This is a genomic window from Pseudomonas sp. GW823-FHT05G12, from assembly GCF_058795575.1.
Genome location: NZ_CM179501.1, coordinates 4,271,976 through 4,291,259 on the forward strand (window position 1 = coordinate 4,271,976; position 19,284 = coordinate 4,291,259).

16 protein-coding genes are annotated in these 19,284 nt (G+C 64.5%); 8 read left to right on the forward strand and 8 right to left on the reverse strand.

Annotated features, from left to right (window positions below):
• Positions 1-15 precede the first annotated feature (15 nt).
• Together AC3RCM_RS19500 and AC3RCM_RS19505 are read left to right on the forward strand one after the other, a co-directional pair.
• The gene (locus AC3RCM_RS19500; protein ID WP_492629084.1) at positions 16-939 is read left to right on the forward strand and encodes a LysR family transcriptional regulator; all 924 of its coding nucleotides are present in this window, start codon (positions 16-18) and stop codon (positions 937-939) included.
• Positions 940-1,040: 101 nt separating this feature from the next.
• Positions 1,041-3,002, forward strand: a complete 1,962-nt coding sequence (locus AC3RCM_RS19505; RefSeq protein ID WP_336088585.1) for an alkyl/aryl-sulfatase — start codon at positions 1,041-1,043, stop codon at positions 3,000-3,002.
• A gap of 28 nt (positions 3,003-3,030) precedes the next feature.
• Here the strand turns inward: AC3RCM_RS19505 and AC3RCM_RS19510 are convergent, their stop codons facing one another.
• Genes AC3RCM_RS19510 through AC3RCM_RS19525 form a run of 4 tightly spaced genes read right to left on the reverse strand, consistent with a single transcriptional unit; the run spans position 3,031 to position 6,889 of the window.
• Positions 3,031-3,324 carry a DUF202 domain-containing protein gene (locus tag AC3RCM_RS19510; protein ID WP_049586660.1) on the reverse strand — a complete coding sequence of 98 codons (294 nt, stop codon included), beginning with the start codon at positions 3,322-3,324 and terminating at the stop codon, positions 3,031-3,033.
• The gene (locus AC3RCM_RS19515) at positions 3,317-3,703 is read right to left on the reverse strand and encodes a YidH family protein (protein ID WP_020191763.1); all 387 of its coding nucleotides are present in this window, start codon (positions 3,701-3,703) and stop codon (positions 3,317-3,319) included. Before AC3RCM_RS19515 ends, AC3RCM_RS19510 begins: the two co-directional genes overlap by 8 nt.
• Positions 3,703-5,013, reverse strand: coding sequence for a DUF1329 domain-containing protein (locus AC3RCM_RS19520; RefSeq protein ID WP_064492353.1), 1,311 nt, complete (start codon positions 5,011-5,013; stop codon positions 3,703-3,705). The genes AC3RCM_RS19515 and AC3RCM_RS19520 overlap by 1 nt, the downstream gene beginning before the upstream one ends.
• Positions 5,014-5,035: 22 nt before the next feature.
• Entirely contained in the window at positions 5,036-6,889 is a 1,854-nt protein-coding gene (locus AC3RCM_RS19525) for a DUF1302 domain-containing protein (protein ID WP_492629085.1), read from the reverse strand.
• 215 nt (positions 6,890-7,104) lie between these two features.
• Between AC3RCM_RS19525 and AC3RCM_RS19530 the strand changes: the two genes are divergently transcribed.
• Entirely contained in the window at positions 7,105-8,049 is a 945-nt protein-coding gene (locus AC3RCM_RS19530; RefSeq protein WP_003247253.1) for a LysR family transcriptional regulator, read from the forward strand.
• 12 nt (positions 8,050-8,061) lie between these two features.
• Here AC3RCM_RS19530 and AC3RCM_RS19535 read toward each other — a convergent pair whose 3' ends face one another.
• The 3 genes from AC3RCM_RS19535 to AC3RCM_RS19545 all read right to left on the reverse strand — a co-directional run bounded on the left by AC3RCM_RS19535 (position 8,062) and on the right by AC3RCM_RS19545 (position 12,148).
• Positions 8,062-9,315 (reverse strand): MFS transporter, encoded by a 1,254-nt coding sequence (locus AC3RCM_RS19535; protein ID WP_492629698.1) that lies wholly within the window; start codon positions 9,313-9,315, stop codon positions 8,062-8,064.
• Between the two features lie 104 nt (positions 9,316-9,419).
• Complete coding sequence (locus AC3RCM_RS19540) at positions 9,420-10,586, reverse strand: acyl-CoA dehydrogenase family protein (protein ID WP_020191767.1); 1,167 nt, start codon at positions 10,584-10,586, stop codon at positions 9,420-9,422.
• 14 nt (positions 10,587-10,600) lie between these two features.
• Positions 10,601-12,148, reverse strand: a complete 1,548-nt coding sequence (locus AC3RCM_RS19545; protein ID WP_033725201.1) for an AMP-binding protein — start codon at positions 12,146-12,148, stop codon at positions 10,601-10,603.
• A 246-nt stretch (positions 12,149-12,394) separates the two neighbouring features.
• On the opposite strand from AC3RCM_RS19545, the gene AC3RCM_RS19550 reads away from it, so the two are divergent.
• From AC3RCM_RS19550 to AC3RCM_RS19565, 4 genes are all read left to right on the forward strand, one after another.
• Positions 12,395-13,177 carry an aldolase gene (locus AC3RCM_RS19550; protein WP_003247249.1) on the forward strand — a complete coding sequence of 261 codons (783 nt, stop codon included), beginning with the start codon at positions 12,395-12,397 and terminating at the stop codon, positions 13,175-13,177.
• A gap of 44 nt (positions 13,178-13,221) precedes the next feature.
• Positions 13,222-14,109 (forward strand): dihydrodipicolinate synthase family protein, encoded by an 888-nt coding sequence (locus tag AC3RCM_RS19555; RefSeq protein ID WP_003247248.1) that lies wholly within the window; start codon positions 13,222-13,224, stop codon positions 14,107-14,109.
• Positions 14,110-14,258: 149 nt separating this feature from the next.
• Positions 14,259-15,473, forward strand: coding sequence for a benzoate/H(+) symporter BenE family transporter (locus tag AC3RCM_RS19560; RefSeq protein ID WP_104887266.1), 1,215 nt, complete (start codon positions 14,259-14,261; stop codon positions 15,471-15,473).
• Between the two features lie 59 nt (positions 15,474-15,532).
• The gene (locus AC3RCM_RS19565; protein WP_104887265.1) at positions 15,533-16,750 is read left to right on the forward strand and encodes an MFS transporter; all 1,218 of its coding nucleotides are present in this window, start codon (positions 15,533-15,535) and stop codon (positions 16,748-16,750) included.
• Positions 16,751-16,785: 35 nt separating this feature from the next.
• On the opposite strand, the gene AC3RCM_RS19570 is transcribed toward AC3RCM_RS19565, so the two are convergent.
• Entirely contained in the window at positions 16,786-18,096 is a 1,311-nt protein-coding gene (locus AC3RCM_RS19570) for a phospholipase effector Tle1 domain-containing protein (protein ID WP_492629086.1), read from the reverse strand.
• A gap of 228 nt (positions 18,097-18,324) precedes the next feature.
• On the opposite strand from AC3RCM_RS19570, the gene AC3RCM_RS19575 reads away from it, so the two are divergent.
• Entirely contained in the window at positions 18,325-19,284 is a 960-nt protein-coding gene (locus AC3RCM_RS19575; RefSeq protein WP_003247242.1) for an AAA family ATPase, read from the forward strand.

Here is a 19,284-nt window from a genome sequence, read left to right on the forward strand (position 1 = left end):
AAATTTCCATTTCGTATGCCATATATTTTCAGCATGAATATTTCGAACTTCGACCTGAACCTGCTGCGCGTCTTCGACATGTTGCTGCGTGAACAGAACGTATCCCGGGCAGCCGAGCGTCTGGCCCTGACCCAGCCGACCGTGAGCAATGCCCTGGCGCGCCTGCGTGACCAGCTGGGCGACCCGCTGCTGGTCCGCGTGGGCCGGCGCATGCGCCCGACGCCACGGGCCTTGGCACTGGAGGGGCCGATACGTGCGGCGTTACAGCAGATCGAGCAGACGCTGGGCACCGGCGATGGCTTCGAGCCTCAGCGCAGCCATCGCCAGTTGCGCATTGCCCTCACCGATTTCGTCGAACAGCTGTGCATGCCGCCACTCCTGGCGCGGCTGGAGCTACTGGCCCCCAACGTGCGCATCGACGTGGTGCACCTGGCCCCCAACCTGCCGGCCGAGGCGCTGGACCGGGGCGACCTCGACCTGGTACTGGGCCGTTTCGACGAGGTGCCGGCGCGCTTCACCCGCCACCCCTGGCGCCGTGAAACCCTGCAGATAGCGCTGCGCAAACAGCACCCGCACCTGGCGCCAGGCCAGGCACTGGACCTCGACGCATTCCTGGGCTTGCGGCACATCTGGGTGCACGGCGGCCAGACCCGGGGCATGGTCGACCAGTGGCTGGCCGAGCAAGGCCTGACCCGGCAAATCGCCTATACCACGCCCAACTACCTGCAGGCCGCCCATCTGGCCGCAGCCACCGACATGTGTGTGGTGCTGCCGCGGCAACTGGCCCAACAGTTTGCGCACCTGCTGCCTTTGGCGGTGCACGAACTGCCTTTTGCCCTGGAGCCTTTCGAACTGGAACTGGTGCACCTGAGCCACCGTCAGCACGACCCCGCCCTGGCCTGGCTGGTCGAACAGATCCTCACGCTGCCCCCGGCCTGAAGCCATCAGGAAACGCGATAGCGGCCATGCCGCTCTGGTATTGGCTGGTGTGCAAGCCCCTCCCCTAGAGTGTTCTGCCCCAAGAACAACAAGGACATCCCATGCGTTTTTCACTGTCGATGCTGGCGCTTGCCCTGCTGGCCCCCCTTCCGAGCCTGGCCGCAACAGCGGCCAAGGATGCCACCCCGGCCACTCAGGCCAGCAACCAGCAGTGGCTGCAACGGTTGCCCTTCGAGGATCGCGTCGATTACGAAACAGCCCGGCGTGGGCTGGTCGAGCGGTTCGACGGGCCAGTCGCGACGGCCGATGGCAAGACCGTGTGGAACCTGGCCCAGTATGCTTTTCTGGCGCCGGCGCAGTCCCCTGCCACGGTAAACCCGAGCTTGTGGCGACTCGCTCAGTTGAACAACATCGCCGGGCTGTTCAAGGTCACCGAGGGCATCTACCAGCTTCGCGGCCTGGACCTGGCCAACATGACCATCGTCGAGGGGCAGGACGGGCTGATCGTGATCGACCCGCTGCTTGCCGTGGAGACCGCCAAAGCGGGCCTCGAACTGTACTTCAAGCACCGTCCGCGCAAGCCGGTGACCACGGTGATCTACACCCACCCGCACGTCGACCATTTCGGCGGCGTGCGCGGGGTGATCAACGAGGCGGACGTCAAGGCTGGCAAAGTCCAGGTCATCGCGCCCGAGGGGTTCTTCGAACATGCCATCGGTGAGAACGTGCTGGCCGGTCCGGCCATGAAGCGCCGCGCCCAGTACATGTACGGCTCCCCCCTGCCTCGCGGGCCGCGAGGCCAGGTGGATGCCGGACTGGGCAAGGGCGTCCCGGCCAATGCCACCATCAGCCTCATCGCGCCGACGCTCGAAATCAGCCAACCGCTGCAACGCATGACCCTGAGCGGCGTGGAGGTGGAGTTCCAACTGACCCCGGGCACCGAGGCGCCGGCGGAAATGAACATCTATTTCCCGGCGTTCAAGGCACTGTGCATGGCCGAGAACGCCACCCACGTGCAGCACAACGTCCTGACGCTGCGCGGGGCACTGGTGCGCGATCCGAAAGTGTGGGCCCATTACCTGGACCAGTCGCTGGTGCGCTATGGCGACCAGGCCGAGGTGGTGTTCGCCCAGCATCACTGGCCCACTTGGGGCAAAGCGGCCATCCGCGACTACCTGGCTGACCAGCGTGATATGTACGCCTTCCTCGACAGCCAGACCTTGCGCCTGATCAATCAAGGCCAGACACCCATGGAAATTGCCCAGACCCTGGCCAATCTGCCGCCGCGCCTGGCAAGCAAATGGTACAGCCGCGACTACTACGGTTCGCTCAGCCATAACGTCAGGGCCGTCTATCAACGCTACATGGGGTTCTACGACGGCAACCCGGCCAACCTCGACCCATTGCCACCGCAAGCGGCCGGCAAGCGTTACGTGGCGGCCATGGGAGGTGCCGATCAGGTGCTGACCCAGGCCCGCCAGGCCTTCGCCGAGGGCGACTATCGCTGGGTGGCGCAATTGGTCAACCATCTGGTATTCGCCGAGCCGGACAACACCGAGGCCCGCGAATTGCAGGCCGACGCGCTCGAGCAGCTGGGTTACCAGAGTGAGAACACCACCTGGCGCAATGCCTACCTCAGTGGCGCGCAGGAATTGCGCTCAGGCGTGGCCGCCGGTGCGGGTAGTGGCGGCAATGCCGATGACATGGTGCGGGCCCTGACACCCAGCCTGTTTTTCGACTACCTGGGCGTGCGGGTGAATGCCTACAAGGCTGCCGATAGCGACCTGACCATCAACTGGCGGTTTTCCGACCTGGACGAAGACTACGCCCTCACCCTGCGCAACGGCGTCCTCACCCACCGCGACCTGGCGCGCCACGCCAAGGCCGATGTAGAGGTCATCATGCGCAAACAGACACTGGACAGCATTGCCTTGAAGCAGACAGGCTTTCTCAAGGAAGCCACAGCAGGGGCAATCGAAATCAAAGGCGAGCGGGTGAAGTTCCTGCAATTCATGGGGGGGCTGGAAGAGGCTGATTCGCGCTTCAATATCGTCACGCCCTGAGCGGCAGCGGGCGGCGCCGGCACTGTGCTCAGCCGCCCTTCGCCAACCGGCACAAGCCTGCCAGTGCCATCAGCCACACCACGCTGCCCAGTGCCAGCACTCCCCAGGGCGCAGGCTGACCGCGCTCGGCCTGCAACATCGCCAGGCCCCGCTCGTAACGCCGTCCCTGGCGAGTCAGCAGCGCCAGCGCGGCCACGCCCGCCAATGTCAGCACGTACACATCGCCCTGACGACAGGCCAACCCCGCCACCACCACCAGCGCCAGCACAGTGCGCCGCCAGGCCAACTCGGTGCGTTCTGCCTGCAGGCCCGGATCACCCATGCCAGCGTGGCCACAGGACCAGACCTGCCAGCAGTACGGCGACCAGGCAGCCCAGCGCCAACAAGGGCACCAGTGCCGGCAACGGCAACGGACGTCGCTGACGCAATGCCCGCTCTACCCGCAGCCAGCGCAGGCAGGCGCCAGCGCTCAGCAATGCACTCAGCAGCATCAGGCCAGCGACCAGCCACAGCCGCAGGGGTGTCTCGAGGACGTGGCCGGCGAAGGTTTCGATGGCGATTGCGCCACCCAGCAGCGCCAGCGCGGTCCGGACCCAGGCCAGGAAGGTACGTTCGTTGGCCAGCGTGAAGCGCGGATCAGGCGCTTCACCCTGCCCCAACAGCCGCCGCGACCAGTCAGGCCGTGGTTCAGGCACGCCCATCAGCGCACACCAAAGCTGCGCAGGGCGCCGGGCGAGAAGTACGAAAGGCTGGTGCGCACATTGAAAGCAAAGGGCCGACGCTGCTCGTTGATCAAGCCCGATGCATGGTAGCGTCCGCTCTTGAGGTCGTAGGTGACCTCCATGGCGTTGACTGCCACCTGGCCGCCGGGGTGAAAGAAACCATGGGCCTGTGAGGTGCGCCACAGCTCGCCACGCGCGTCGTAGCTGTCTGTTTCGAGAATGGCCCAGGTGTCTTCATCCAGGTAGAACCGGCGCTTGGCGTAGATATGCTGCGCCCCGGGCTTCAACGTCGCCTCCACGACCCATACCCGGTGCAGTTCGTAGCGGGTCGGTGCCGGGTCGATGTGGCCTGGCTTGATCAGGTCGGCATAGCGCAGCTCGGGCGATGCCAAGCGGTAACTGTTGTAGGGCACGTGCAGTGTCTGCTTGCCCAGCAGCTTCCAGTCGTACCGGTCCGGCGCGCCATTGAACATGTCGCGGCTGTCGGCGGTCCGCAGGCCGGCGGTGCCTGGGCCGGTGGTGTCATAGGCGATGTTCGGCGCCCGCCGTACCCGCCGCTGGCTGGCACTGTACACCCAGGACAAGCGCGGCTCGGCGACCTGGTCCAGTGTCTCGTGCACCACCATCGCATCACCGGCAAGCCGCGAGGGCGCCGTCATGCGGTAGGTGAAGTAATAAAGTACATTGCCCTCCCCCAGGCGGGCCAAACCTTCGGGCCGGGCCACTTCCTGACGCGCGCTCATCAGCACGAAGCGGCCATTCTTCAGCGGCGTGACGCTGTCGGAGCTCAGGCTGTAACTCACGTTGCGATGCCGGGTCAGGTGGTTCCAGATCACCTCCAGGCCGTTGGTTGGCCGCGGAAAGGCGATGACACCCGTGAAACCTCGCAAACCGTTGCCCTGGTCATCCAGCTGCGCCTGCTCGGCGTTGCGTGCCGCCGATGCCGCGACCGCGTCGGGAACCGCAACACTGCGGTGGGTGGGATACACCGGCAAGCTCAGGCTGGCTGGGAAGCGTTTGAGCAAGGCCACCTGGCCGTCGGTAAGCTGACCTCGGTACTGCCGGTAGTTGGCGGCCGTGATCCGGTACAGAGCCTGCTCATCGGCAAACGGGTCCAGCGGCGTGCCGTTGTCGCCCAGGCGTTGCTGGGCCGCGCTCAACCCACCTTGCCAGGCCGGGATGCGCCCGTCGGGGCTGGCAGCACGCTCGGCCCCCACCGGGGTCAGGTTGTCGGGCAGGCCGGCTGCCGCCAGCGCGCCGCTGACCCAGAACAGACCGATCATCACCATGCGCATTTTCATTGTCATGCCCTCAGAAAGTGACGCCCAGGCTCAGCGAGATGAAGTCCCGGTCGCCGCGGGTGCCATAGTCGCCGTCGATAAAGTCGGTGTACGACACACTCAGGCTGTAGGTGCTGGCGAGCGTCGCATCCAACCCGACACTGATGGCCCTGGAGCCTTCGCTGAACGCCGACCCCTCCACCGGGCCGGTGCCGTGCACGTCATGTGCCCAGGACAGGTTCGGCCGCAGGTCGAAGCCGGCAATCACGTTGGGGTAGGCCCAGGTGGCGCGCAGCCGGTAGCCCCAGGAAAACGGGGTCATGAAGCCTTCGTCGTTGCAATGCTCAGGGGTTTTGGAAATGGCCACGCACACGCTGTTGTCCGCCAGTTCGCCGCTGTTGAACGTGCCCGAGCGCCCGTAACGGGGGCCATAGGCGCCCTCCAGACCGCCGACGTAGGTGGCGCCCGCCTCGCCTATCAACAGCAACTGGTTGGCCCCCATCACCTGGCTGAAAGCGTGAACAGCGGTTACCTGCAACTGGGTCATCTCTTTACGGCGGTAGCCGTCGAACAACGTACTGGCGCTGTCTGGCCGCAGGCCGTCACCCAGCAATGGCGAGCGGCCATCGACGTTCAACAGCGACTGGATGATGTCGGTACCGTTGAGCTGCATGGGCATGTTCGGCCGGTAGCTCAGCTCCCCCTGCAGCGCCGTGCCGGTGCGCAGGGTGGTGGAGAACGAAAGGCCGTAGAGGCGAATGTCCTCGGGGTATTGCATCCGGTACTGCGAGGTACCCAGGCGTAGCGCGCCGACCAGCGACTGGCCTGCGCTGGAACCCAGAAAAGCGGCACAGTCTGCAAGCCCGATAGCGAGGTTGGCGCACAACTGCGGGGCGAAACGGCGGTTGTCGAAATACGGGCTGCTGACCGTACCCAGGTAAGGCGTGCGGCTGTGGTAGTTCGCCGCGTAAGCACCAAACTCGGTGTCCAGCGCCGCCACGTACCAGCGCAGCGAAACGCCCCACTGCCCGCTGTTGCGGGCATCCTGGTCGCTGCCGCGAGGTATGCGCACGCCTTCGCTGGTGAGGTTCACACCGAACGGCGCAAGCCCCGCCACGGCTGTGGGGTTGCCGAGCAATTTGGCGCCCACGTCGAGGCCATCGCACCCATCGGGCAAAAAGTCGTTGTTCGAAAAGAACGTGCCACAGTTGTCGAGCTGGGTCTGTTCCCAGTCCAGCTGATAGAAACCGTCGACCGACAGCGCTTCGGTGAGGTTCTGGGTGAAGTAGAACAGGTTCACCGGCACCAGCGCGTCCTTCACTTCCGAGCCGGGGCGGCGCAAGGCCGCCAGGTTGAAGGGGTTGATGACGTTCAGTCCGCCCTGGATGAAGGTGCTCTCACCCCAGTTGACCACCTGCTTGCCCAGCCTGAGCGAACCCGGTTGGCCGTCGATGTCGTAAAGGTAGTAACCGAAGGCATCGAGCAGCTGGCTGCCTGCGGTCTTGGCTGAGCGCTTGCGGTTGTTGTCCTCGACCTGCTTGAAGCGCTGATCGTGATCACGCAGGGCCGTGTCGTACCAGTAGGTACCGCGAAGGAACACCCCCAGGTTGTCGTGCTTGAGCTCCAGGTCATGGGTGCCTTTGAACACCGCTGAAAACACATCGCCGGAGGCAAAGTTCAGGCGGCCGTCATCGCTGTTGGCGCTGTTGTGCAGGGCCGGGTCAGGGTTGACAGTCGCAATGCTGGTACCAAAGGAAAGCGCCGAGTCGAATTGCCCCTCAAGTTCACCCCAGTGAAACTGAGCGGCACCGGCAGATGCAGAAAAAAGTACTGATGAGGCAAGTACCGACCACGGTCCCGAGCGACCGGAAATACGAGATGCCATCACTCTTAACCTCTTATTGTGTTTATTAGAGAGTGAATTGCGAGTTAATGCTTAAGTACGGCGCAAAGGCCTGCAGGCAAGGGCTTGGGTAATTATTCGAACGTTTCTGTTATCCTCGTTTTGCTGCTTACCGATACTAAGTAGGCCACCGGGGCTGAAACAAATAGCGTCTCCCGATGGTTGCCATATCACTTCGGCATAGCCTGAGAATCACGATGACTTTGAAACAGCTGCGTTATTTGATCGCCATTGTCGAAGCCGGCAGTTTTTCCAATGCCGCACGCCAGGCGTTCATCGCCCAACCGGCCTTGAGCCGACAGATAGGCCTGCTGGAGAGCGAACTGGAAATGCAACTGCTGGCGCGCCAGCATGACGGTATCGAACTGACCGATGCCGGGCGGCAGTTGTACGAAGTGGCACGATCGGTCGTGCAGCAGCTCGATTCGGTGAAGGACGAGCTGAAATCCAGCCGCGGCAACCCCAAGGGGCACGTGGCCATCTCGATTCCCGCCACTGCCTCGGCACTGTTGTTGCCGGCCATCATTACCCAGGCCCAGGCACGCTTCCCGGGGATCAAGCTCACCGTATGGGATGGCCTGAGCCGCGAAGGTGGCCAGGCGATCGAGCTGGGCAAGGTGGATTTCGGCGTGGTGCCCAACGCCGAAGAGCTTGTCCATGTGGTCGCCGAGCCCGTGTTTTCCGAAGACCTGTACTGGGTCGGCCTGCCTGGGCACGGCCCTGACGAGTCGCCCATCACCTTGGCTGAGGCCGCAGCGAGCCGCCTGGTAATGCCACCCCGTAGCCTGCACTTGCGCAGGCGCATCGAGCAGGCTGCCATGGAAACCGGTGTGACACTGGACTCCAGCTACGAACAGCAGTCTGCCCCCGGTATCACCAGCCTGGTCCGTGCTGGCCTGGCGGCCACCATCAGCAACTGGCCGCCGCTGCTGGATCTGGCCGCGCCTGCCAGCGCGCGGCTGATAGTGGAGCCGCGCATCACCCGCACCATCGCCTTGGCCCACTCGCAGCACAAGCCGCTGTCGTTCGCCGCCGCCTGCATGCGCGACCTGGTGCGCGCACTGCTGGTGGATGCGGTGCGCAGCGAGCGCTGGAAAGGCACCTTGATCGAGCGCGAGGCCCTGGCGGAGCAGAGCCTCTGAGCGCTGTGAACATCACGCCTGGGCTGGCGCAGCCGTGCCAACCTGCACCAGACGTTGCCGGGTTTTCTGCGGGTCCATCCAGGCCAGCCCGATCAGCCCGGCAATCACCAGCACCGCGCCGCACACCAGAAAACCCTGGCCAAACCCTGCCGTGTGCCCGGCCCCGGCGCCCTGCACCAGCAAACCGGTGACCACCGGTGCCGACAGCCCGGCCAACGAGGCGATACCGTTGCCGATCGCCAGAATGCCGCCGCGCTGCCCGCTGGGCGTGAACTCCGCCAGCATGGCAGGCCCCACGGAGTACATCACCAGCGCCAGCCCGCCGCTGAAGGTGAGGCTGACGATCCGCTCGACGTTGCTCAGCCCCGGCAGAAACAATGCCGCCGACAGCAGCCCGCTGGCGATCAGGCACACGGAAACGAACGCACCGCGCGACCAGCGTGTGGCAACCCCGGCACGCATCATTCGCTGTGACAGCCAGGCCATGAACAGGCTCAACGGCGTGGTAACCACCACGAACAGAACGAACACCTGGCCGGTCATGATCGGGTCAATCCCCAGCCCGGTTTCCAGGTAGCTCGGTACCCAGGTCAAGGTCAACGCCAGGGACCAGTTGGCGGCGAAGTGGCACAAGTAGTTGCCCAGTACCGTGCGGTCACCGAGCAGCCGACGATAGGGAACAGGGACCTGCCCTTCTTCACGCTGGCCCGGGCGAATGCGGTCGAGGTTGCCCTCGCTGCCCAGCCACCACCACAGCACACACCACACCGCGCCGATCACCGCCAGCACGATGAAGTTCATGCGCCAGCCGTAGTGCACACTGATCCATGGGATCATGGCACCCGCTACCAACAGCCCCAGCGCACTGCCGGTATGCAACAGCGCCACGGGAAGGTTGCGACGGTCGTTGGGGAACCACTTGTACAAGGCATGTGTAGCCACCGGTGAGGCCGGTCCCTCGCCAATACCCAGCAGCACCCGGCAGGCGACGATCGCCCACAGCGAGCTGACGAACAACATGGGCAACTGGATAAGCGCCCAGAACGCGCCCATCCCCAGCAGCAGGGTGCGGGTTGGCCGGCGATTGGCCATGAAGCCGCCTATCACCGCCGAGATGGCGAAGAACCAGTGCAGTGCGCCCCCTACCAGGCCGAACTCGGCAGGGGACAAGCCCAGTTCCCTGGACATCGGCACCGCCACCAGGCCGATGACCACCTTGTCCAGGAAGTTCACCAGCATCAACAGCGCCAGCAGTACCGCAATCATCCAGGCCGTGCCTGCACGTGCGGGGGTGTCAGTATGAGTCATGATGATCTCTCGTTCTTGTTATTGTCTGGAGAGCCCGGCCGCCACGGGCCGGGCATACCGCGTCATTGCTCAGGCATGAGCACGCCCTTGGCGATGGTGTTGCGCTGGATCTCGCTGGTTCCCGTGAGAATGCGCATCATACGTGTCGCACGGAATATCCACTCCACCGGGTTGCCACGCAGCAGCCCGGCACCGCCGTGTATCTGCACGGCGCGATCGGCGATGCGGAAGGCCGTCTCCGAAACGAACAGCTTGCACATCGGGGCCTGGGTGCGGATATTGCCGCCGGCGTCATTCACCGCTGCCGTGGCGTAGACCATGCTGCGTGCAGCGTGCAGCTCGGTGGCCATGTCGGCGATCATGTGGTTGATCGACTGGAACATGGCGATAGGCTGGCCGAACTGCTTGCGCGTGCGGGCATAGTCGATCGAGAGGTTCAGTGCCAGGCCGGCCAGCCCCAGCAAGGTGGGGCAATGCAGCAGGCGGTTGAGGGTGATGCGCCCCATCGCCAGCTTGAAACCCTGCCCCTGCTCACCGATGCGGTTGGCCGCCGGCACCCGTACGTCCTCAAGGATGATGTCGCCATGCGCACCACCGCCGGACATGACCGAATAATCGCTTTCAACCCTTACCCCCGGTGCGCTCAGGTCGACGAAGAACGCCGAAATCCCCTGGGCACCGCGCCCGGGATCCGTCACCGCAAGCAGCACGGCGATGTCGGCATAGGGCGCCCCTGAAATGTAGCGCTTGGCGCCATTGAGCACATAGTGTTCACCTTCCCGCCGTGCGGAGGTCTTGATCGCCGTTGCATCAGAGCCGGCTTCGCTTTCAGTCAGGGCGAAGCACACGGCCTTTTCGGCACGGCACACCGGCTGCAGGAACGCCTCGATCTGGGTCGGGCTCGCCACCTTGAACAGATGGCCGATACGGGGCGGTCCGGAAAGCTCACCGAGAATGTGCGGCGCCAGCATCGAGCCGGTGAGCACCGTGGCTTCCTTGACCGCACACAGGTCTGACACGCTCAACCCGGCGCCACCTATCGCCTCGGGCAGCATGATGTTGTAGAAGCCCTGCTCGCACGAGCGCTGCCATACCTGCTGCAGCACCGCCCGCGGGTGCGGCTCTGCCCAACTGAGACCGGCTTGCTGTTCCAGGGGCAGGATTTCGTTGCGCACGAAGCCACTGATGGCCTCGATGATCTGCTGGGCCTTTTCGCTTGGCTGATACATGGTCGTTCCTCGTGTCAGATACGGCGTTCGCTGTTTTGCCAGTAGGCGTCACGGATCAACCGGCGCACCACCTTGCCGTTGGGGTTTTTCGGCAGCTCGCTGACGAAATCCACGGCGCGTGGTTTCTTGAAACCGGCCAGGGCCTGGGCACAATGTTCGATGACGTCCTGCTCCTGCAGCGCCATCCCCGGCTTGAGCACGATCACCGCCCGCACCGCTTCGCCCCACTGCTCGTCAGGCACCCCCACCACCGCCGCCTCGAACACCTGCGGCATGCTGTAGAGCACCTGCTCGACCTCGCTGGGGTAAATGTTGAAACCACCGGAAATGATCATTTCTTTCTTGCGGTCGACGATGAACACATACCCCTGCTCATCCACCGTGGCCAGGTCGCCAGTCAGGTAGTAGCCGTCGCGCATCACCTCGGCGGTGAGGTGGGGTGCGCGCCAGTAGCCCTGCATGATGTCCGGGCCCTTGACTACGATTTCGCCCACCTCTCCCGGCTGGACGTCCTGGAAGTGGTCGTTCACCACGCGCAGGTCGGTCTCGAAGTAGCAACGCCCGCATGAGGCCAGGCGCCGGTAGTCGCCGCCCTCGCACAAATGGTCCTGTTCGGTCAGGACGGTTACCAGCGAGCAGGTCTCGCCAGCACCGTAACCCTGGGCCAGGATCGGCCCGAATACCTCGATAGCCCGCTTCACCAGCGCTGGTGCCATCGGCGCGGCACCGTACATCACTAGGCGCAAGCTGCTCAGGTCGTAGCGCTCGACATCGGGGAAGTTGACCAGGCGATTGATCATGGCAGGTACCAGGAACAAGCGGGTTACGCCTTCGCGCTGGATGGTCTCGAGCAACAGCTGGTCGTCGTAGCGCTCCAGCAGCAGGTTGCACGCACCGACCGCCAGCAGTGGCATCAGCTGCATGCCGCTGGCATGGGTGATAGGCCCGACGTGAGCCATGACATCGCCCGGGGCGGCGCGACGGGTAGGGCTGGCGAGGCTCTTGCGGATAAGCGCCTTGCGGTTGCCCACGCTGAGCATCGCAGCCTTGAGCACACCAGAGCTGCCAGAGGTGTAATGCAAAACGGCAAGGGCGTCGTCAGGCAGGTCGCAGCTGATTGGCTGGCTACTGCCTTGGGCCAGCAGTGCGGCATAGGTGATGTCACCGCCCCGCTCACCCAAGGTCACGATCAAGCGTAACGCAGGTACCTCCTGCCTGCGGGCCAGCAACGCCTGGGCGAGTTGCGCATCGGCGATCAGCGCGACACTGCAGGCGTCGTTGAGCACCTGAATCACTTCATCCGGTGCCAGGCGCGCATTGACCGGTACCTTGACCAGGCCGGCCTTGTAGAAAGCCACCTCTGCTTCCACCAGTTCGGCGCGGTTGGGCGCCAGGATGGCGACATGCTCGCCCGTGGCGATGCCCTGTGCCAGCAAGGCCGAGGCCAGCTGGTTGGCCCGCTGTTCGAGCTGAGCGAAGGTCAGCCGGGTGTGGCGGTCGATCACCGCCAGACGTTCAGGCCAGTATCTGGCACTTCGACTGGATAGGGTTCCAAGGTTCACGTTGTTGTTCTCGTCGACGGTTAAGACCCGATCGATGCTAAACAGCGTGAAGCCGGGGCAAGTAATACCAGTTGCGTATGCACGCCATAACAGATTGCGCTGGCACTGATGGGTTGACGCCCCTGAGGCAAGGATGACACATCGCTTGCATATGACACTTTGTGTCATTATGATCAACGCCGTGTCCTGGCGTCGCCTCCACGCCGATCAGCCATCCCTAGTCTCAACCCCCTGCAGGTACCGCCCATGACGACCACCATGCACACCCCCAAGGACCAGCTTGTCAAACTCGCCCAGCAACAGATGCTGACGGCGCTGACCGACAACACCTACACCGTGCGACAAAAGCTCGCCCTCACCTGCCGTATCCTGTTCGACGGCGGCCACGACTCTGGCCTGGCCGGGCAGATCACTGCGCGTGCGCAGGAACCTGGCACCTACTACACCCAACAACTGGGGCTTGGCTTCGACGAAATCGCCGCTTCCAACCTGCTGGTGGTGGACGAAGACCTGACGGTGCTGCAAGGCCATGGCATGGCCAACCCGGCCAACCGCTTCCACAGCTGGCTGTACCGCGCCCGCCCCGACGTCAACTGCATCATCCACACCCACCCGCTGCACAGCGCCGCCTTGTCGATGCTGGAAGTTCCGCTGGCCATCTCGCACATGGACCTGTGCCCCCTGTTCGACGACTGTGCATTCCTCAAGGAATGGCCCGGTGTACCGGTGGGCAACGAAGAAGGCGAAATCATCGCGAACGCGATTGGCGACAAGCGCGCAATCCTGCTTTCCCATCATGGCCTGCTGATCGCTGGGCGTTCGATCGAGGAAGCCTGCGTGCTCGCCCTGCTGTTCGAGCGCGCAGCAAAGATGCAACTGCTGGCCATGGGCGCCGGTGACATCCGCCCCATCCCCGAAGCACTGGGCAAAGAGGCCCACGACTGGATTTCCACCCCTAAACGTCACGGTGCTGCCTTCAGCTACTACGCGCGCCGTGCCTTGCGTGCCCATGGCGACTGCCTGGGCTGATCGAAGCTGTACTCTTTCCTCAACAACGGCAAAGGTGCCTGGTCATGTCTACACCTGTAATTCGCGGCGTTATCGGCTACACCATCACTCCCTTCACGGCAGACGGCACACTCGACCTGGATGCCTTGGGCACGTCCATCGATAGCCTGATCGCAGACGGCGTGCACGCCATCGCGCCGCTGGGCAGCACCGGCGAAGGGGCTTACCTGTCCGACAGCGAATGGGAAACCGTGGTGCGCTTCAGCCAGGCACGCATTGCCGGGCGCGTACCCAGCGTGGTCAGCGTCTCCGACCTGACCACCGCCCGCACCGTGCAGCGTGCCCGCCTGGCACAGGCCTGCGGTGCTACGGCAGTGATGGTGCTGCCCATCTCTTACTGGAAGCTCACCGAAGCCGAAGTGGTCGCCCACTACAAGGCGGTCGGCGCCGCCATCGACATTCCGATCATGCTCTACAACAACCCGGGCACCAGCGGCACCGACCTGTCGGTGGAGCTGATCCTGCGTATCCTCGGCGAAGTGCCCAATGTGACCATGGTCAAGGAAAGCACCGGTGACATCCAGCGCATGCACCGCCTGTTCACGGCTACAGATGGGCAGGTGGCGTTCTACAACGGTTGCAACCCGCTGACCCTGGAAGCCTTGGTGGCCGGCGCCACGGGCTGGTGTACCGCCGCGCCCAACCTGATCCCGGCACTCAACCTGGCGCTGTGGGACGCCGTACAACAAGGCGATCTGGCTGAAGCCCGTGCGCTGTTCTACCGCCAGTACGAGCTGCTGGAGTACATCACCCGCCGTGGCCTGCCGACCACCATCAAGGCCGGCCTGAAAATGCTCGGCCAGGATGTCGGCGCCCCACGCCTGCCCCTGCAGCCGCTGGATGCGCAAGGCAGCAACCACCTGAAAAACCTGCTGGTGGCGCTGACCAACTGATGCCCAAACCTGCCCGGCAGCCTGTCGCTGTCGGGCAGCCTTTTTCTTCAGGAACAGCCTTGGGCTGCGAACGGGCCAATGACGCTGCAGTCGGATTACCCCTTCGCCGCACAAAACTGCTCCTCATCTGACCATTACCAGAGGCAACCATGGACGCGCCTGCTCAAAGCTCTGCAACCCCGCTCAGGCTGACAGACATCCTTCACCCGGTGATTGCCGGACTCGTTTCGGTGATCGTCAACTACGGCGGCACGTTCATCCTGGTGTTCCAGGCGGCCAAAGTGGCCGGGCTGAGCCCGGAGCTGACATCATCGTGGGTCTGGGCGGTGTCGATCGGCGTCGGCCTCAGCGGCCTGGCATTGTCCTGGTACAGCCGCGAGCCGGTCATCACAGCCTGGTCCACGCCAGCCGCCGCGTTCCTGGTCACCGCCCTGGCCAGCGTGCCCTACAGCGAGGCCATAGGTGCCTACCTGCTGTCGGCCGCCGGCTTCGTGGTGCTGGGGCTGAGCGGGTGCTTCGAGCGGCTGGTGCGCGTCGTGCCCGGCGGCATTGCCGCCGGCCTGCTGGCCGGCATCCTGCTGCAGTTCGGCATCGGTGCCTTTGCCAGCCTGTCGGTCGACCCCACCCTAGCCGGGTTGCTGATTGCAGCGTATGTGACCTTCAAACGCTTCACCGCCCGTTACGCCGTGGTCGCGATACTGCTGCTGGGCCTGGGGTACCTGTTGCTGCAGGGGCAAGTGGGCCTGACCACGTTGCGGCTGGAATTTGCCTCACCGGTTTTCACCGCGCCCACCTTCTCCCTCAACGCGGCCCTCAGCGTGGCCCTGCCATTGTTCCTGATCACCCTCACCGGCCAGTACATGCCCGGCATGCTGGTGCTGCGCAACGATGGTTTCAAGACCAGCGCCAACCCTATTGTCGCCGTCACCGGCATGGGCTCGTTGCTGATGGCGCCCTTCGGTTCACACGCGTTCAACATCGCGGCCATCACCGCGGCCATCTGCACCGGCAAGGAAGCCCATGAAAACCCGGACAAGCGTTGGGTGGCGGGTATCGCTGCCGGTGTCTGCTACATCCTCGTCGGGGTGTTCGGGGTCACGCTGGCGAGTGTCTTCATGGCCCTGCCGGGCACCTTTATCACCACCCTGGCGGGCCTTGCCCTGCTGGGCACCATCGGCGCCAGCCTGGCCAGCGCCCTGGCCGATGCCCGTTCACGCGAGTCAGCACTGATCACCTTCCTGGCGGCGGCGGCCAACATCAGCCTGTTGGGCATTGGCGGGGCTTTCTGGGGCCTGGTCATTGGTCTGCTGGCCCATGTTGTCCTGAACGGTCGCCTGCCCGGTTTGCGCGGCGCCTCCCGCTAAGCGAGCTTTCCACCACCTTGCCGTGCGCCAGGGGCGCACGCTGTTCAACAGGTATCGACATGCCCCACGCTGGCCCCAAGCTGCTGACCCAAATTGCTGCCGTGCACTTCGTCAGCCACGTGCACATCATGCTGATCCCGGCGCTACTGCCCGTGCTGCCCAGCCTGCTGGGCGTGGGCTTCGTAGAGCTGGGCGTAGCCCTGGCGGTGTTCAACATCGTCTCCGCGCTGGTACAGGCCCCGCTGGGTTATGCCGTCGACCACTATGGTGCACGTAAAGTGCTCAAGGCCGGGCTGTTGCTGGGCAGCCTCAGCTTCGTGCTGCTGGCGGCCAGCCCCGGGTATGCGGTATTGCTGGTGGCGATGGCCATGGCTGGCCTGGCCAATGGTGTGTACCACCCGGCCGACTATGCGCTGCTGGCCAACGGCATCGAGCCCGCACGCCTGGGGCGGTCGTTCTCTATTCATACCTTTGCCGGTTTCCTCGGTTCGGCCGTTACCCCAGCCGTATTTCTCGGCATCGCCGCAGCGTTCGGCACGCGGGCAGCCCTGGCGGCGGGCGCGGTATTCGGGGTAGCCGCGTTGCTGCTGATATCGATACCCGGCAGCGGCGTGTACCGGGTCGCCAGGCCTGCCAACCCACAAGGCGCAGGCCCGGCCGCAGCAACAGGCCGGGTACGCTTGTTCACACCCATGATCGGCGTGCTGACGGTGCTGTTCATCCTGCTCAACCTGAGCACCAGTGCCATCGAGAAGTTCTCCGTAGCCGCCCTGGTCCAGGGCCAAGGCCTGACACTGGCCTGGGCCAACGCCGCGCTCACCGCTTTCCTGCTGAGCAGCGCAGCCGGCGTGCTGTGCGGGGGCGCTTTGGCCGACCGTACCCGGCGCCATGGCCTGGTGGCGGCACTGGCCTTCGCGCTGGCGGCTGCGCTGACTGCACTGGTGGCGCTGGGGCTGCTGCAGGGCTGGGCATTGGTGGTCGTACTGGGTGCCATCGGCTTGCTCACCGGGGTCATCGCCCCATCACGGGACATGCTGGTCAAGGCGGCGGCGCCACCCGGGGCCGAGGGCAAAACCTTCGGCCTGGTGTCGACCGGGTTCAACGTCGGCGGTGCCATCGGGCCGGTGGCATTCGGCTGGATGCTCGATCAGCGCCTGCCCAACGGGATTTTCATCGCATCGGTGGTGTTCATGCTGCTGACGGTGCTGCTGACCCTGGCACAGGAGATGTATTCAGCCAGAAGGCGCGCGACTGAACAGCTGGCGCGCGCCCTGTAGGCCCGGTGCAGCATTGCCAGGCCAGGATCAGTCATTCATTGCGCCGGGTTGGCATGCACCACGCGCCCGCCTGCCCCCGGCCGATTGACGAACAGCACATCAAGCACACTGTTGCGCAAGCCCTTCAGGGCGTTCCAGTTCGCTGACGCATGCACGTATCTGTCGCGCAGCAGCCGCTGTTCTTCCTCGCTCAACCCCACCTGGCCAGTTTCCCCCAAGGCGAACGCATGCAATTTGCGGCTGATGCCCGACAACTCATCCGGCAGCCGATGCTCTGCCTGCGCCCCCAACGGGGCAAACGGCACGCCAGCGCGCACCGCCAACGCCCGCATCACGCTCAAGTACACCCGGGACAAGTGCCCCGCCACGTGCCGCTCCCGGTACACCGCCGCATAGACCTGCTTTTGCGCCTCGTCCCGCCGCCCGCCCGCACTCGGCTCCTCCCAGGTCATCACTTGCGGCCTGGGTTCGCCCATATCGGCAAACGTCGAAGCCAGCAAGGCACTCACCTTGGCATGTACGCGGCACTGCTCGACACGCGTGCCGGCAGGCACGCACTGGGACTGCGGCTTGCACAGCAGCACCTGCTCCAGAAGGGTCTCCGGGTAACCACCCCCAATATTCGAGTGCACGCCCGGCAGCACGATGTCGTGGCCACTGCGCACCAGGGAGAAGTTATGCCGCCGCTCGTCCTCGGCCACCAGCTGCACCACGTGCCGGGCAATATCCGCACCCAGGCCCAGGCGCAGGCCACCGTGGCGGCCGTCTGCAGGGTCGAAGTCACCCTGTAAGGGCGCGATGATCGCCGCCACGGTGTCGAACAGGCCGATAAAGTTGATCGAGGTTTTGCACGCCAACGACAACAGCCCGCCCGCGCCCTCGTGCAGCAGGTTGGCCAGATGCCGCACCGCTGCCGCGCCGCGGCTGAAACCGAAAAGATCGAACTCGACCCCTTCCAGCGTCGCCTGCGGATGCGCCTGGCGCCATGCCTGCAGTTGCTCGGCCATTCCCTGCAACGCCTCGGCAACCCGGGCCTCGGCCCCTGTGCGCCCATGCCCGGTGGCCGAGGCGTAGACATGGTCGGCTTCACCCGCCAGCGTGCCCACGCCTTCCACATAGCGCTTCAAGAACGCCTGCGGCCCGTCGGCATAGACCGCATCAGCCGGATACAACGCATGCAACAGGGCCACATTGCTCAAGGCGTTGCCATAGCTGCCGCCCTTGTCACCCTGCTCACCCTCCGCCGTCGCATTGTGCAGGTTGTTTCCGGTGCCATCGAAGAACACGCCAAAACGCAGGGTGACCGGCGTAAGGTTTGCCGTGCTGGCGCTGCTCATTTTCATCATCGTGCCTCCTGCTTGTCCGAAAAGCACAAGCAGGCGCCAGCACGCCGTCACGGACCATCAGGCAAAGGCCAGCCATGCGTGGGACATTTCTTTGCCCGCAGGCCCGTCTGCAACGATAAATTTACCCGCCGCCATTGGTGGTCGCCCCCCCGGATAGATTAAAGTATCCCCCCTTGCCAAGGCTGCTGCCTCACGCCGCCTCAGGCCCCCTACCAGGAACCGTCGCCGATGGAACACCGTGAAGCGCTGATCGCGCTGCGCACTTTTCTTTCTACCCAGATCCTAGGCCAGGAAAAACTGGTCGAACGGCTGTTGATCGTGCTGCTGGCCGACGGCCACATGCTGGTCGAAGGGGCACCGGGCCTGGCCAAGACCAAAGCCATCAAAGAACTCGCAGAAGGCATCGAAGCGCAGTTCCATCGCATCCAGTTCACCCCCGACCTGCTCCCGGCCGACATCACCGGCACGGAGATTTACCGCCCGGAAACCGGCAGCTTCGTGTTCCAGCAGGGGCCTATCTTCCATAACCTGGTGCTGGCCGACGAAATCAACCGCGCACCGGCCAAGGTGCAGTCGGCGCTGCTCGAAGCCATGGCCGAGCGCCAGGTCAGCGTGGGCCGCAGCACCTATGACCTGTCGCCGCTGTTTCTGGTCATGGCCACGCAGAACCCGATCGAGCAGGAAGGCACCTACCCGCTGCCCGAAGCCCAGCTCGACCGCTTCCTTATGCATGTAAAAATCGGCTTCCCCGACGCCGCCGTAGAGCGGCGTATCCTGGCGCAGGCCCGGGGTGAAGCCCTGGGCGGCGAGACCAAGCCTGAGCGCCGGGTCAGCCAGCAGGCCATCTTCGCCGCGCGCAAGGAAATCCTTGGCCTGTACATGGCCGACGCCGTGGAGGAATACCTGGTGCAGCTGGTCATGGCCACTCGCACCCCGGCCAAGTTCGACACCGAGCTGGCCGACTGGATCGCCTACGGCGCCAGCCCGCGTGGTTCCATCTCGCTGGACCGCTGCGCGCGTGCCCATGCCTGGCTGGCCGGGCGCGACTTCGTCAGCCCCGAAGACATCCAGGCCGTGCTGTTCGACGTACTGCGCCACCGCATCATCCTCTCCTTCGAGGCCGAGGCGGCAGGGATCGACCAGGACCGCGTGGTCCAGCGCATCCTCGACGTCGTCGCCGTTGCCTGA